The sequence below is a fragment of the Dokdonella fugitiva genome (assembly GCF_014138265.1).
Classification (GTDB): Bacteria; Pseudomonadota; Gammaproteobacteria; order Xanthomonadales; family Rhodanobacteraceae; genus Dokdonella_A; species Dokdonella_A fugitiva_A.
The window spans coordinates 271,078-285,221 of the sequence record NZ_JACGXL010000004.1 but is presented as its reverse complement, the minus strand read 5'-3'; the positions used below and the strand labels follow the sequence as shown (position 1 = coordinate 285,221).

At 69.0% G+C, this 14,144-nt stretch carries 11 protein-coding genes; 7 read left to right on the top strand and 4 right to left on the bottom strand.

The window, feature by feature from the left end:
- Positions 1-300: 300 nt before the first annotated feature.
- From FHW12_RS13735 to FHW12_RS13725, 3 genes are read left to right on the top strand one after another with little or no spacing between them, the layout of a single operon-like run.
- Entirely contained in the window at positions 301-987 is a 687-nt protein-coding gene (locus FHW12_RS13735; RefSeq protein WP_182531596.1) for a response regulator transcription factor, read from the top strand.
- Positions 971-2,263 (top strand): sensor histidine kinase, encoded by a 1,293-nt coding sequence (locus FHW12_RS13730; RefSeq protein ID WP_182531595.1) that lies wholly within the window; start codon positions 971-973, stop codon positions 2,261-2,263. The genes FHW12_RS13735 and FHW12_RS13730 overlap by 17 nt, the downstream gene beginning before the upstream one ends.
- The gene (locus FHW12_RS13725; RefSeq protein WP_182531594.1) at positions 2,191-3,843 is read left to right on the top strand and encodes a choice-of-anchor Q domain-containing protein; all 1,653 of its coding nucleotides are present in this window, start codon (positions 2,191-2,193) and stop codon (positions 3,841-3,843) included. The genes FHW12_RS13730 and FHW12_RS13725 overlap by 73 nt, the downstream gene beginning before the upstream one ends.
- A gap of 102 nt (positions 3,844-3,945) precedes the next feature.
- Here the strand turns inward: FHW12_RS13725 and FHW12_RS13720 are convergent, their stop codons facing one another.
- Together FHW12_RS13720 and FHW12_RS13715 are read right to left on the bottom strand one after the other, a co-directional pair.
- The gene (locus tag FHW12_RS13720) at positions 3,946-4,863 is read right to left on the bottom strand and encodes a branched-chain amino acid transaminase (RefSeq protein WP_182531593.1); all 918 of its coding nucleotides are present in this window, start codon (positions 4,861-4,863) and stop codon (positions 3,946-3,948) included.
- A 56-nt stretch (positions 4,864-4,919) separates the two neighbouring features.
- On the bottom strand, positions 4,920-5,417 hold the full coding sequence (locus FHW12_RS13715) for a hypothetical protein (RefSeq protein ID WP_182531592.1): 498 nt from the start codon (positions 5,415-5,417) through the stop codon (positions 4,920-4,922).
- A 362-nt stretch (positions 5,418-5,779) separates the two neighbouring features.
- Between FHW12_RS13715 and asnB the strand changes: the two genes are divergently transcribed.
- The gene (gene asnB, locus FHW12_RS13710; protein ID WP_182531591.1) at positions 5,780-7,477 is read left to right on the top strand and encodes an asparagine synthase B; all 1,698 of its coding nucleotides are present in this window, start codon (positions 5,780-5,782) and stop codon (positions 7,475-7,477) included.
- 110 nt (positions 7,478-7,587) lie between these two features.
- On the opposite strand, the gene metF is transcribed toward asnB, so the two are convergent.
- Positions 7,588-8,424, bottom strand: coding sequence for a methylenetetrahydrofolate reductase [NAD(P)H] (metF, locus tag FHW12_RS13705; protein ID WP_182531590.1), 837 nt, complete (start codon positions 8,422-8,424; stop codon positions 7,588-7,590).
- A 191-nt stretch (positions 8,425-8,615) separates the two neighbouring features.
- Here metF and FHW12_RS13700 point away from each other — a divergent pair, with 191 nt between their 5' ends.
- From FHW12_RS13700 to FHW12_RS13690, 3 genes are all read left to right on the top strand, one after another.
- The gene (locus FHW12_RS13700) at positions 8,616-11,048 is read left to right on the top strand and encodes a zinc-dependent metalloprotease (protein ID WP_310735240.1); all 2,433 of its coding nucleotides are present in this window, start codon (positions 8,616-8,618) and stop codon (positions 11,046-11,048) included.
- Positions 11,049-11,056: 8 nt separating this feature from the next.
- Entirely contained in the window at positions 11,057-11,614 is a 558-nt protein-coding gene (locus tag FHW12_RS13695; protein WP_182531588.1) for a DUF3228 family protein, read from the top strand.
- A gap of 100 nt (positions 11,615-11,714) precedes the next feature.
- On the top strand, positions 11,715-12,629 hold the full coding sequence (locus FHW12_RS13690; RefSeq protein WP_182531756.1) for an alpha/beta hydrolase: 915 nt from the start codon (positions 11,715-11,717) through the stop codon (positions 12,627-12,629).
- Between the two features lie 81 nt (positions 12,630-12,710).
- On the opposite strand, the gene ahcY is transcribed toward FHW12_RS13690, so the two are convergent.
- Positions 12,711-14,141, bottom strand: coding sequence for an adenosylhomocysteinase (gene ahcY, locus FHW12_RS13685; RefSeq protein ID WP_182531587.1), 1,431 nt, complete (start codon positions 14,139-14,141; stop codon positions 12,711-12,713).
- Between the last annotated feature and the right edge of the window lie 3 nt (positions 14,142-14,144).

Below are 14,144 nucleotides of genomic sequence, written 5' to 3'. Positions count from 1 at the left end.
GTAGCTTTTTTGGCCCAAGCGAGGTGTGTTCCCCCAATGACACCTCCTTGGGCCATTTTCTTTTGGGTGTAACCGTGCGATTCGTCCGGGATCGCAGGACCCTGGAAACCGGCACCGGATTGAAGTCACGGCCTTCGTTGGAATCCAGAAGCGGCCATCCATGGCCGCACTCTCCAACAACAGCACGCTCCGCCCGCGCGGCGCCCGCTGGGCTTTCCCGGAGTCGCCCCAATTCCCACGGAACTTACTCCGCGCCGTTGTGCTCCGCATCGGCGGGTTCAGGCGTTAAAGTAGACACCCATGCGTATTCTGGTTATCGAAGACAACAGCGACATCGCAGCGAACATCGGTGATTTCCTCGCCGACAAGGGCCACGTGGTCGACTTCGCCGGCGACGGCGTGACCGGCCTGCACCTCGCGGTCGTCAACGACTTCGACGTGATCGTGCTCGACCTCGGCCTGCCCGGGATGGACGGCCTCGAGGTGTGCCGCAAGCTGCGCCAGGAAGCGAAGCGGCAGACGCCGGTGCTCATGCTCACCGCGCGCGACTCGCTCGACAACAAGCTCACCGGATTCGAATCCGGCGCCGACGACTACATGGTCAAGCCGTTCGCGCTGCAGGAGCTCGCCGCGCGCCTGGAGGTGCTCGGTCGTCGCGGCAAGGGCGGCAAGAGCCGCGTGCTGCAGCTCGCCGACCTCACCTACAACCTCGACACGTTGACGATCAACCGCGCCGGCAAACAGATCACGCTCAACCCGATCGGCCTGAAGCTGCTGCAGTCGCTGATGGAGGCGGCGCCGTCGGTGGTCACGCGCCAGGAACTCGAGACGCGCGTGTGGGGCGAGGAACTGCCCGACAGCGATTCGCTGCGCGTACACATCCACGGGCTGCGTGCCCAGATCGACAAGCCGTTCGACAAGGCGCTGATCCAGACCCGCCACGGCATCGGCTACCGCATGGTCGATCCGGATGCGCTACCGGCGTAGGCTCCGCTCACGCATCATCATTTCATTCGCGCTGTTCGGGCTCGGCCTGACCGCGCTGTTCGCCGCCGCGACGGTGTACATGCGCACGCGCCTGGAAGACCAGCTCGTGAACACGACGCTCGAGCGCGAGCTGCGCCATTTCGTCGACTTCAAGCGCGAAAACCTTTCGCCCGACGCGCAGTTCCCGATGTCGCTGATCCAGCTGCAGATCGTGCGCCCCGGGCGCACGGCGACGGTGCCGCTCGCCTGGCAGAGCTTCGAAGCCGGCGTCTACGACATCGAGGACATCGGTCGCGAGGGCAAGACGCGACCGTACAAGCTCGCGGTGTACAAGGACGCCGACTTCTGGGCCTACCTGCGCTTCGACGTCAGCACGCAGAAGCTCGGCGAGCGCCAGCTGCTGACCGTGCTCGCGGCCTCGGTGCTCGCGTTCGCCGTGCTCTCGCTGCTGATCGGCTTCTGGCTCTCGGCACGCGTGATGAGCCCGGTCATCGAACTCGCCCACCGCGTGCGCGCGATGAGCCGCTCGGGTCGTCCGGAACTGCTCAAGGGGCATTTCGCCGACGACGAAGTCGGCCAGCTCGCCGCCGCGCTCGACGACTATTCGACGCGCCTGACCGAGATGGTCGAGCGCGACCGCGAGTTCAACGCGGACGTCAGCCATGAATTGCGCACGCCGCTCGCGGTCATCGCGAGCACGACCGAGCTGCTGCAAGGTTCGCCCGACCTCACCGACAAGCTGCGCGAACGCCTGCGGCGCATCGAGCGCGCGGTGCGCCAGTCGAGCGAACTCATCGACGCGCTGCTGCTGCTGTCGCGCCGCGAACGGCAGGCGCCGACCGACGGCGAAACGACCGACGTCGCGCGCGTCGTCGAGCAGGTCGTCGACGCGCAACGTCCGCACGTCGCGAACAAGCCGGTCGAGGTGCGCGTCGAGATCGAGCAGCCGCTCGCCGCGGTGGCGCCGTCGTCGGTCGTCGCGGTCGCGCTGAGCAACCTCATCGGCAATGCGTTCAAGTACACGCAGGCGGGCGAGGTCATCGTCACGGTCGGCCACGGCCGCGTCACGGTCGAGGACACCGGCCCCGGCATCAAGCCCGAGGACGCCGACAAGCTGTTCGAGCGCGGCGTGCGCGGCACGACCGTCGGCAAGGGCGGCGGCCTCGGTCTCGCGATCGTGCGGCGCCTGTGCGAACTGTACGGTTGGCGGGTTTCGCTCGCGCCACGCCCGCAGGGCGGTGCGACGGCCACGCTCGAGTTCAACTCCCCGCGTTAGGCTTTGCGGCGCTCTTTCGCGTATCAGGCAGGACTGCGCGGTATCGGCCGCGGAGCATTCCGCCGACACGACGCCGGGAGAGCGCCATGTTCGATTCGATCCCATCGCCGTGCGCGCCGGTGCGCCGCACCCCGCTCGCGGCCTGCCTTGCGGCGATCCTTTGCCTGACCGCGTCGGCGACCGCTGCGGCGGCGACGACCTGGACGGTCGACACCTGCGACGATGCCGATACCGGCAGCGGCACCACCGGCAGCCTGCGCCATGCAGCCGCGAACGCGGCCAGCGGCGACACCATCGACATGTCGGCGCTGGCGTGCAGCACGATCTCGCTGACCACTGGCGGTGGTGGAACCATCGTGCTTCCACAGGCCGACATCACCCTGATCGGTCCGGGCAAGGATGCTCTGACCATCGAGAATGGCAGCGATCGCGTCTTTCGGCACGACGGCCTCGGCGGCACGCTGGCCGTGAAGAACCTCACCGTGGCCAACGGGTATCTGCATCCGTCCGCTGGAATCTCGGCCGATGGCGGCTGCATCCGTTCGAACGGAAAGGTCTACCTGAGCCACGCCGCCGTTCGCTCGTGCCGCGCGAGCGCGGTCGGCGCGGCGGCGCGCGGCGGCGGCATCTACGCCTTGAGCGATATCTTTGCGAAGTACAGCGACATCACGGGCAATGTCGCGACCCACACGGGCGGTGGGCTGGGCGGTGGCGGCGGGATCTACACGGCGGGCCTGGCCGGCCCGATCGGGCCCAACGATCCCAACAGCCAGGTCATCCTCGCCAGCAGCACGCTCAGCGGCAATTCGGCGTCGACCGGCATGGGCGGCGGCCTGCGCGCGTTCCACAGCGTGTCGGTCATCGCATCGACGATTTCCGGCAACACCGCGGTCTTCGGCGGCGGCGTGTACATGCAGGACAACCTCAGCAGCGCGTCCGACACCTTCACCCTGTTGAACAGCACCGTGTCCGGCAATCTCGGCACCCTGCGCGTCGGCGGCGTCCAGACGAATGCCGGAACCATCCACGTCTACAACGCCACCGTCGCCTTCAACACGGCAGGGTCGGCGACCGGCTCGGGCTCGCGCCACTACGCACCGGGTCTGACCATCTCCGACTCCGGCGCCGACGGCACGACGACGTTCAAGGCGGTGACCCTGCAAAGCTCGATATTCTCGAACAACACCTACAGCAACCCGATGGCGACGGCCGACGACATCGGCGTGGCCAAGTTCACCTCGGGCAGCGTCAACTCCACCCCGACCAACGGCTCGAACAACCTCGCGTTCGCGACGACGATCATCGGCCTGCCGAACACGCTGACGAGAGGCGTGTGCCCGCAGCTCCAACCCTTGCGCGACAACGGCGGTCCCACGCAGACGCATGCCTTGTTCGCAGGCAGCCCCGCCATCGACGCGGGCAATACCCTCGCTGCGGGGATCGGCATCTTCGACCAGCGCGGGCAGGCGCGCGTGTCGGGCGCCGCGGCCGACATCGGCGCGTACGAAGTGCAACAGGGCGATTTCGTCTTCAGCGATGGATTCGAGCTCGAGCTGCCACCGACGTGCCCGGGCGGATAGCCATCCGCACGCGTCGCCGTTTCGGGGAAGCCCGGAATCCGTTCCGGTCTCCGGCAAGCGGAGGCCGGAGGAATCCCGGCCTTCGCTGCGACGGCGATGCGATCAAACCGGTTCCAGCCAGCCCCACTGATCCTTGGTCTTGCCGCTGAACAGGCCGAAGAACAGTTCCTGCATGCGCTGGGTCACCGGCCCCGGCTTGCCGGCACCGACGGGCTTGCCGTCGACCGAGCGGATCGGCGTGATCTCGGCGGCGGTGCCGCACATGAACAGCTCGTCGCAGAGGTAGAGGTATTCGCGCGGGATGTCGCGCTCGACCACCTCGATGCCGTTCGCGCGCGCGAGCGTGATGAGCGTGTTGCGCGTGATGCCGTTGAGCAGCGCGGCGCTCACCGGCGTCGTGTGCAGCGCGCCGTCGAAGACGAGGAACAGGTTCTCGCCGGCGCCTTCGCTGAGCAGGCCGGTCGAGGCGAGCGCGATGCCTTCACCGAAGCCGAGCCGGCGCGCCTCGCGCGCGACGAGCTGGCCCGAGAGGTAGTTGCCGCCGGCTTTCGCGCCCGCGGGAATCGTGTTCGGTGCGAAGCGCTGCCAGCTCGACACGCAGGCGTCGATGCCCTGTTCGAGCACGCCGGCGCCGAGGTAGGGGCCCATCTGCCAGGCGGCGACGGCCACGTCCGTCGGCGTCTCCGCGGAGAGTCCGAACCCACCGAGGCCGCGATATGCGACCGGACGCAGGTACGCCTTGGACAGGCCGTTCGCCTTGATCACGGCGCGGCAGGCCGCGTTGATCTCGTCGAGCGTGTACGGGATCTGGATGTCGTAGATCTTCGCCGAATTGAACAGGCGCTTGTTGTGCTCGGTCAGGCGGAAGATCACCGCGCCGTTCGGCGTGTCGTAGCTGCGGATACCCTCGAACACCGACGAGCCGTAGTGCAGGGCGTGCGCCATCACGTGCACGGTGGCTTCGGCCCACGGCTTGATGCGTCCGTTGTGCCAGATCTGATCGGGGTAGGTCTGCGCCATGGCGTCCGGTTCCACGCTGGAAACGCGCATGATACCAGCGCCGCGTACGTGTCCCCTTACCAGCTCAGCCACCAGCAGCCGGCCTCGGCCTCGATGCCGAAGGCATGCTCGCGCACGCCGCCGGTCGTGTTGCTGCCGGTGCGCACGAGCAGGCCGTCGCCCTGTTCGAGCGAGAGCAGCGGTTCGCGCACGAGTTCGCGCAATTCGCGTAGGCGCTCGTTCGCCGCGGCGCCGCCGACACCGCGCCAACGCACCATGCCGGCGATCGTGTTTGCGTCATGGCGTGCGATCGCACCCGCGAGGCGCTCGCGCAGGTCCTGCGGCGACGCGGGGCACGCATCGGCCGGCGGCGGCGCGCTGGGATCGGCGAGCGCGCCGGCGCTGACGCCGGCCTGCTCGTTCGCGCGGCACGAGAATCCGGAGAACACGACCTCCCCGTGCAGGCCGACGCAGCGGTGCACGCGCTGGCCCTCGTCGCCGTCCTGCGCGAACGCGGCCGCCGTGATGAACGCGACAGCGAGCGGGCCGATGAACCGTGGGCGCAGGCGAACCATGCCGGCAGGCTATCACCCGTTCGTGAACCGGCGCACGCTGCGCCCCCTTGCGGCTGCGTCCGCGGCATGCTGTAGTGCGGCCATGTCGATCCGCGCCGCCCGTCTCCAGCACGTCTGCCCCGCGCCCTGCGCGTGCGCCGTGCCGTGCACCGTCGCGCTGAATAATAACGCCCGCTCGCACAGGAGGGCCGGCGTGTAGGTACGTTTGCAACACCACCGACACGATACGAAGGCCCGCCCAGTGCGGGCCTTCGTCGTTTCAGGGCCGCCGATCCGTGAGGTTCGCAGCTGCCACGAAGCGCGGGCACGGAGGCCCGCTCATTCGACCACCGCGAGCAGGGACGATCGCAAGGAGATCCGTCATGTGTTCGATTCTCGGCATGTTCGACCTGCAACCCGGCGACGACCTCGCCGGCCTGCGCGCGCGCGCGCTCGAACTCTCGCAGCGGCAACGCCATCGCGGCCCGGACTGGAGCGGCGTCTACGTCGATACCGGCGTCATCCTCGTGCATGAGCGGCTCGCGATCGTCGATCCGGCGAGCGGTGCGCAGCCGCTGCGCTCGCGCGACGACACGCTGGCGCTCGCGGTCAACGGCGAGATCTACAACCACCGCGAGCTGCGCGCGGAGCATGCGTACGACTATACGAGTGGCTCCGACTGCGAAGTGATCAACGCATTGCACCGCGCCGCCGGCGCGCAATCGCCGGCGAGTTGGCTCGGGCGGCTCAACGGCATCTTCGCGTTCGCGTTGTGGGACGCGGCGGCGCAGCGCTACGTCATCGCACGCGATCCGCTCGGCGTCTGCCCGCTGTACTGGGGCCATGACGCGGAAGGGCGCCTGTGCGTGGCGTCGGAAATGAAGGCGCTGGTCGGCCTGTGCGCCGACATCGCCGCGTTCCCGCCCGGGCACGTCTACGACAGCGCCGACGGCACGCTGCGCCGCTGGTACGACAAGCCGTGGCGCGAGCATGCGCACACGAGCGGCCGTCGCGTCGAGCCGGCCGCGTTGCGCGACGCGTTCGAACAGGCGGTGCATCGCCAGCTCATGACCGACGTGCCGTACGGCGTGCTGCTCTCCGGCGGGCTCGATTCCTCGCTCGTCGCCGCCTGCGCGGCGCGCTACGCGCGTGCGCGCATCGAGGACGGCGATCGCAGCGAGGCATGGTGGCCGCGCCTGCATTCGTTCGCGATCGGCCTCGACGGCTCGCCCGACCTCGTCGCGGCGAAGATCGCCGCCGACGCGCTCGGCACGGTCCACCACGGCTTCGTCTATTCGTTCTGGGAAGGGCTCGATGCGTTGCCCGAGGTGATTCGCCACATCGAGAGCTACGACGTCACGACCGTGCGTGCGTCGACGCCGATGTACCTGCTCGCGCGGCGCATCAAGGCGATGGGCGTGAAGATGGTGCTGTCGGGCGAGGGTTCCGACGAGATCTTCGGCGGCTACCTCTACTTCCACAAGGCGCCTTCGGCGCAGGCGTTCCACGAGGAAACCGTGCGCAAGCTCGATGCGCTGCACAGCTACGACTGCCTGCGCGCGAACAAGGCGATGATGGCGTGGGGAGTCGAGGCGCGCGTGCCGTTCCTCGACCTCGAATTCCTCGATGTCGCGATGGCGATGGACGCGCGCGAGAAGATGGCCGGCTCGAACGCCGACGGCAGCCGCCGCATCGAGAAAGCGGTGCTGCGTGAAGCCTTCGCGGGCGCGCTGCCGGAGGCGATCCTCTGGCGGCAGAAGGAACAGTTCAGCGACGGCGTCGGCTACGGCTGGATCGACGGCCTCAAGGCGCACGCGGAACAGGCGGTGGGCGATCGCGAGTTCGCTGCGGCCGCTTCGCGATGGCCGCTCAACACGCCGGCGACGAAGGAGGCATACCTGTACCGGCGCATCTTCGAGCGCTGGTTCCCGGGCGAGGCGTGCGCGGCGACCGTGCCCGGCGGCAAGTCGATCGCGTGTTCGTCGCCGGCCGCGCTCGCCTGGGACCCTGCGTTCGCGAAGGCGGCCGATCCGTCGGGTCGTTCCGTCGCGGGCGTGCACGAGGCGGCCGTGATCGCCTGAGTGCGCCGTCGACGCGACGCCGGCCCGTGCGAACGGGCGCGGCGGCAGCTCGGCCGCGACGACGCGACGCTGGCCAGCGCGAAGCGCGCGGTCGAGGCCGCGCCGCTTCGCTAGCGACGGTGCATGCGCTCGATCACCGCGAGCGTCGCGCGTGCGCGGTTGAGCGTGTAGAAGTGCAGGCCGGGCGCGCCGCCGGCGACGAGGCGGTCGCACAGCTCCGCGACGACGTCGGCGGCGAATTCGCGGATCGAGTCGACGTCGTCGCCGTACGCGTGCAGGCGCTTGCTCAGCCAGCGCGGGATTTCGGCTCCGCAGAGGTCGGAGAAGCGCTTGAGCTGCGTGAAGTTCGCGATCGGCATGATGCCGGGCACGATCGGAATCGCGATGCCGCCGCGGCGTGCCGCGTCGATGAAGCGGAAATACGCGTCCGGGTTGTAGAAGTACTGCGTGATCGCGCCGTTGGCGCCGGCATCGACCTTGGCCTTGAAATGGCGCAGGTCCGCGTGCGCGTCGTCCGACTGCGGGTGCACTTCCGGGTAGCACGCGACCTCGATGTGGAAGCGGCCGTCGCGCTCCTTGCGGATGAACTCGACGAGGTCGCTCGCGTAGCGGAAGTCGCCGTAGCTCGCCATGCCCGACGGCAGGTCGCCGCGCAGCGCGACGATGCGCCGGCAACCCATCTCGGCGTAGCGATCGAGCAGGGTGCGGATCTCCGCGCGCGTGCCGCCCATGCACGAGAGGTGCGGCGCGGCGTCGAGTGCGTGTTCCTCGCGCAGATGGCGGATCGTTTCCGGCGTGTAGCTCAGGGTCGAACCGCCCGCGCCGAACGTGCAGCTTACGTACTCCGGCGCGATCGCCTTGAGCTTGGGCAGTGCGGCCTCGAGCGTCGCGCGCTGCTCGTCGGTCTTGGGCGGGAAGAACTCGAAGGAAATCGGTACGGAGGCCATGGGCTCGAGGGGGCGACGGCGGATACGTAACTATATCTCTTTGTCCGGATGGAGAGATAGATGGCTGGACGAGGTGCCGCCTGCCGGTCCGTGATCTCCGGCCTACGCGCGCTGCGTGCGGCAGCGGGCAGAATGGGGGCTTTCGCGGCGGGGGATCGACGATGCGGCCGAGCGTGCGGATGGCGGGTGGGGTGTTGGCGGGGCTGTTCGTCGTCGCGGTGCAAGCCGCGCCGGCGCCACCGGACAAGGCCGGGGGCGCGATCGCCGATTTCGCGGCCGCGACGCGCGGGCTGGTATCGGTGCCGGGCTTCTTCGACGTCTATCGCGACGAGGCGAAGGGACGCGTGCTGCTCGGCGTGCGCGCGTTCGGCCAGCCGTTCCTCATGACTAGTTCGCTGCCGTGGGCGCTCGGTTCGAACGACGTCGGGCTCGATCGCGGGCAGAGCAGCGAGTCGCACCTGGTCGAATGGCGGCGCGTCGGTGCGCGCGTGCTGCTGGTCGAGGACAACACGAAGTTCCGCGCGGCGTCGAACAACGCCGATGAAGTGCTCAGCGTGCGCCAGGCGTTCGCCGAATCGGTGCTCTGGGCCGGCGACATCGTCGCCGAGCGCAAGGGCGCCGATGCGGAGGTGCTCGTCGACGTGAGCGCGCTGCTCGTGTCGGATCGCCACGGCATCGCCGAGCGGCTCGAGCAGGCGAAGCAAGGCAAGTACGAAGTCGACGAAAAGCGCAGCGCGCCGTCGCTCGCCGACGCGAAGAGTTTCCCGGACAACACCGAACTCGAAGGCCTGCTCACGTTGCGTGGCCCCGCCGAGGGCGCGTTCGTCAAGGACGTCGCGATGGATCCGCGCAGCCTCACGCTGCGCCAGCACCTGAGCTTCGTGCGCCTGCCGGCGCCGGGCTACGTGCCGCGCGCGTACCATCCCGCGTCGGGCGGGCTCAGCGTCGGCTGGTACGACTACGCGCAGCCGCTCGCCTCGTCGCTCGATCGGCGTGTGCAGCCACGCTTCCGGCTCGAGAAGACCGATCCCGCCGCGGCGACGAGTGCGGTGAAGAAGCCGATCGTGTTCTACCTCGACCGCGGCACGCCCGAGCCGGTGCGCTCGGCGCTGCTCGAAGGCGCGAGCTGGTGGAAGAGCGCGTTCGAGAAGGCCGGCTTCAAGGATGCCTACCGGGTCGAGCTGCTGCCCGAAGGCGTCGATCCGATGGACGTGCGCTACAGCCTCATCACCTGGGCGCATCGACACACGCGCGGCTGGTCGTACGGGCAGCCGATCGTCGATCCGCGCACCGGCGAGATCATCCGCGGCAACGTCACGCTCGGTTCGCAGCGCGTGCGCCAGGACATCCTCATCGCGGAAAGCCTGCTCGCGCCTTACGACAAGAAGGACGCGCCGGAACTGAAGGCCGAGGCGGAACGCATGGCGCTCGCGCGCCTGCGCCAGCTCGCCGCGCACGAGGTCGGCCATGCGCTCGGCTTCGCGCACAACTTCGCGGCGAGCCGTGGCGGCAACGGCTCCGTGATGGATTATCCGCATCCGCTGCTGAAGCTCGGTGCCGACGGCGCGCTCTCGCTCGACGGCGCCTACGGCATCGGTGTCGGTGCGTGGGACGACTTCATCGTCGCGCATGCGTACGCGCAGTTCGCCGCGGGCAGCGAGGACGCCGCGCTCGCGAAACTGCGCGCCGACATCGCCAAGGCAGGCTTCCGCTACGTGAGCGACCAGGACGCGCGCAGCCCCGGCGACGCGGAGCCGGACGGCCTGCTGTGGGATTCCGGCGCGGACACGCTGCAGACGTTCGACGCACTGCTCGCCGCGCGCCGCAACGCGCTCGCGCACTTCTCGATCGGCGTGCTTCCGCCCGAGCGCCAGGTCGGAGAACTCGAGGCACGCCTCGTGCCGGTGTACCTGCTGCATCGCTACCAGACCGAGGCCGTCGCGCGCCTGCTCGCGGGTGCGAGCTACGCGTATGCGCAAGCCGGCGACCGCGCTGCCGGCACGACGCCGGTGCCGGCGGCGACGCAGCGCGCCGCGCTCGCGCGCCTCGTCGGCAACCTCGGTGCGAGCGAGCTCGCGTTGCCCGCGAACGTGCTCGACCTGGTCACGCCGCCCGGCAACGAGTACGCGCGCAATCGCGAGTACTTCGCGACGAAGGCCGGGCCGGTGTTCGACCCGCTCGCCGCGGTCGAGGCCGCGGCGGCGCAGACGACGCTGTTCCTGTTCGCGCCCGAACGCCTCAACCGCCTCGCCTGGCAGCACGCGCGCGACGCGCAGCAGCCGGGCGTCGCCGACGTGCTCGCGGCGGCGTTCCGCGGCAGCTGGCAGCGGGACCCGCGCGGCGGCGAAGCGCCGGCCGCGGCGGCGGTGCAGGATGCCGCGAACTGGGTCGTACTCGATGCGTTGCTGCATGTGCTCGACGACGGTGGCCTGCATGCGCAGGTCGACGCCGAGGTGCGCACGTCGCTGCAGCAATGGCAGGGCTGGCTCGGCAAGCAAGGTGGCGGCGACGCGGCCGGAGCGAGTCGTGCGCTCGCCGCCGAGACGATCCGCAAATATCTGGCCGACCCGAAGTCGGTGAAGCTGCGACCGCTGCCGGCGATTCCGCCGGGCGCGCCGATCTGAGGCGCACCGTGTCGATCGTCCTCACGCCGTTCGCACGCACGCGCCTGTTCCCGCGCCAGCCGCGCGGCAACACGATCCTCGACTGCACGCCGGACGCGTTCGAGCGGCGCCTCAACGACGAAGCGCCGCATCGCGTGCTCGACGGCTACGCGCCGTTCTGCAAGCTGCACGTGCACCGCAACTGGACCTCGACGCGTTGCCTCACTGTGCCGGTCACCGACGCGAACCGCGATCGCCTGCGCTCCGCCTACGAGGCGCGCTCCAGCGAGGAACTGCCCGTGCTCGTGCGCTGGTTCGAAGGGGTCGAGCCGCCCGTCGCGAACTGGCTCGTCGTGATCCTCTACGACCGCGCGCAGCTCGCGAAGGAAGGCGCGCCGATCGAGGCCGACTGGGGCGTCGTCGGCTGCCTCTACACATTGGAGCCCGAGGAAATCCCGATGGCGCCGATCACGATGATGCGCAACGCACTCGGCGTCGAGGAGGGCGGCTCGGGCGTGCCGATCGACCGCGAGGCCTACCGGCGCAGCGTCGAGTTCTGGGAACGCAACGCGAACTGGCGGCCGTAGGATCTCCGCTCGTGCTCCAATCGCGCTTCGTGTACGGCGCACTACGGAGGCCGTCTTGATCCGCACGCTCGCGTTGCTCGGTGTCGTCACGGGCGCAGCCATGACGGATGCATCGATCGTGCATGCGGCGCAATGGCAGCCGCCGTCGGGCATCGAGCAGATCGCGTTGTGGCCCGACACAGCAGCGATCGCGCGGCCCGAGGTGAGGGGCGAGGAACGTGCCGTCGAGCAGGCATCGCTCGTCGCCGGCCAGCCATGGACCGCGGTCGAGGATGTCGTGCGACCGACGTTGTCGGTGTTCCCCGCTAAAGGCGCCAACACCGGCGTTGCGATCGTCGTGTTCCCGGGCGGCGGCTACAACGTGCTCGCGATCGACCTCGAAGGCACCGAAGTCTGCGACGGGTTCACCCCGCTCGGCATCACCTGCGCGGTGCTGAAGTACCGCGTGCCAGGCTCGGGCGAGCATTGGGACAAGCACTGCAACTGTCGCCGCAAGCCGCGCGAGCCGATGGCGCTGCAGGATGCGCAACGCGCGATCAGCGTGCTGCGTTCGCGTGCGGGCGAGTGGGGCATCGATCCGCACAAGGTCGGCGTGATCGGGTTCTCTGCCGGCGGCCACCTGTCGGCGGCGGTGAGCAACGAGCCGACGCGTCGCTACGTGCCGGTCGATGGGGCGGATGCGCAGCGCGTCCGCCCGGATTTCTCGCTCGTGCTCTATCCGGGCCACCTATGGGACGGCCGGCATCTGGAACAGGTCACGAACCTCGCGCCGGTCGGCGCAGCGACACCGCCGACCTTCATCCTGCAGGCGCAGGACGACCCCGTCGACGACGTGCACGAATCGATCGTCTACTACCTCGCGCTGTTGAAGGCGCAGGCGCCGGTGGAATTGCACCTGTACGCGCACGGCGGCCATGCGTTCGGCATGCGCCCGACCGCGCAGCCGATCACGCACTGGCCCGCGCTGGTGGAAACATGGCTGCGCGCGATCGGCATGCTGCCACCGGCACGGTGACGCGCGCCGGCGCGGCGACACAAAAGAAAACGGGCGCCGCGAGGCGCCCGTCTTCGTTTCGCGGCCGTTGAGCGCCGGCGATCAGTAGCGGTAGTGGTCCGGCTTGTACGGACCTTCGATCGCGACGCCGAGGTAGGCGGCCTGGTCGGCGGTGAGCGTGGTCAGCTTCACGCCGATCTTCTCGAGGTGCAGGCGCGCGACTTCCTCGTCGAGCTTCTTCGGCAGGATGTAGACCTTCGCCTCGTAGGCGTCCTTGTTCGCCCACAGGTCGATCTGCGCGAGCGTCTGGTTCGAGAACGAGTTCGACATCACGAAGCTCGGGTGGCCGGTCGCGCAACCGAGGTTGACGAGGCGACCTTCGGCGAGCAGGAAGATCGCGTTGCCGCCCTTGAACGTGTACTTGTCGACCTGCGGCTTGATGTTGAGGCGGGTCGCGCCCGACGCGTTGAGGCGGTCGACCTGGATCTCGTTGTCGAAGTGGCCGATGTTGCAGACGATCGCCTGGTCCTTCATCGCCTGCATGTGCTCGAGCGTGAGCACGTCCTTGTTGCCGGTGGTCGTGACGTAGATGTCGCCGCGGCCGAGCGTCGACTCGACCGTGTTGACCTCGAAGCCTTCCATCGCGGCCTGCAGCGCGTTGATCGGATCGATTTCGGTGACGACGACGCGCGCGCCGTACGCGCGCAGGCTGTGCGCCGAACCCTTGCCGACGTCGCCGTAGCCGCACACGACAGCCACCTTGCCCGCGAGCATGACGTCCATCGCGCGCTTGAGGCCGTCGGCGAGCGACTCGCGGCAGCCGTACAGGTTGTCGAACTTCGACTTGGTGACCGAGTCGTTGACGTTGATCGCCGGCACGAGCAGCTTGCCGGCTTCGGCGAGCTGGTAGAGGCGATGCACGCCGGTGGTGGTCTCTTCGGAGACACCCTTCCAGTCGGCGACGACCTTCGTCCAGTAGCCGGGGCGCTCCTTCGCGACGCGCTTCAGCAGGTTCTTGATGACCTGCTCTTCGTGGCTGCCGGAAGCGCTGTTGACCCAGCTCTCATCGCCCTTTTCCAGCTCGTAGCCCTTGTGGATGAGCAGGGTCACGTCGCCGCCGTCGTCGACGACGAGCTGCGGGCCCTTGCCGCCGGGAAACGAGAGCGCGTCGAGCGTGCAGTCCCAATACTCTTCGAGCGTCTCGCCCTTCCACGCGAACACCGGCGTGCCCGACGCGGCGATCGCGGCGGCGGCGTGGTCCTGCGTCGAGAAGATGTTGCACGAGGCCCAGCGCACGTCGGCGCCGAGGTCCTTGAGCGTCTCGATCAGCACCGCGGTCTGGATCGTCATGTGCAGCGAGCCGGTCACGCGCACGCCGGCGAGCGGCTGGGCGGCGGCGTACTTCTTGCGGATCGACATCAAGCCGGGCATCTCCTGCTCGGCGATGTCGATTTCCTTGCGGCCCCATTCGGCGAGGGCGAGGTCGCGCACCTTGTAGTCGTGTGCGGACGGGTTCTTGGCGACAGCGTTCATGGT

Bases quoted from the DNA above. Each gene is read 5' to 3' on its own strand.
- FHW12_RS13715 (WP_182531592.1), bottom strand. From the start codon at position 5,417: ATGGTTCGCCTGCGCCCACGGTTCATCGGCCCGCTCGCTGTCGCGTTC.
- asnB (WP_182531591.1), top strand. From the start codon at position 5,780: ATGTGTTCGATTCTCGGCATGTTCGACCTGCAACCCGGCGACGACCTC.
- metF (WP_182531590.1), bottom strand. From the start codon at position 8,424: ATGGCCTCCGTACCGATTTCCTTCGAGTTCTTCCCGCCCAAGACCGAC.
- FHW12_RS13730 (WP_182531595.1), top strand. From the start codon at position 971: ATGCGCTACCGGCGTAGGCTCCGCTCACGCATCATCATTTCATTCGCG.
- ahcY (WP_182531587.1), bottom strand. From the start codon at position 14,141: ATGAACGCTGTCGCCAAGAACCCGTCCGCACACGACTACAAGGTGCGC.
- FHW12_RS13720 (WP_182531593.1), bottom strand. From the start codon at position 4,863: ATGGCGCAGACCTACCCCGATCAGATCTGGCACAACGGACGCATCAAG.
- FHW12_RS13735 (WP_182531596.1), top strand. From the start codon at position 301: ATGCGTATTCTGGTTATCGAAGACAACAGCGACATCGCAGCGAACATC.
- FHW12_RS13690 (WP_182531756.1), top strand. From the start codon at position 11,715: ATGACGGATGCATCGATCGTGCATGCGGCGCAATGGCAGCCGCCGTCG.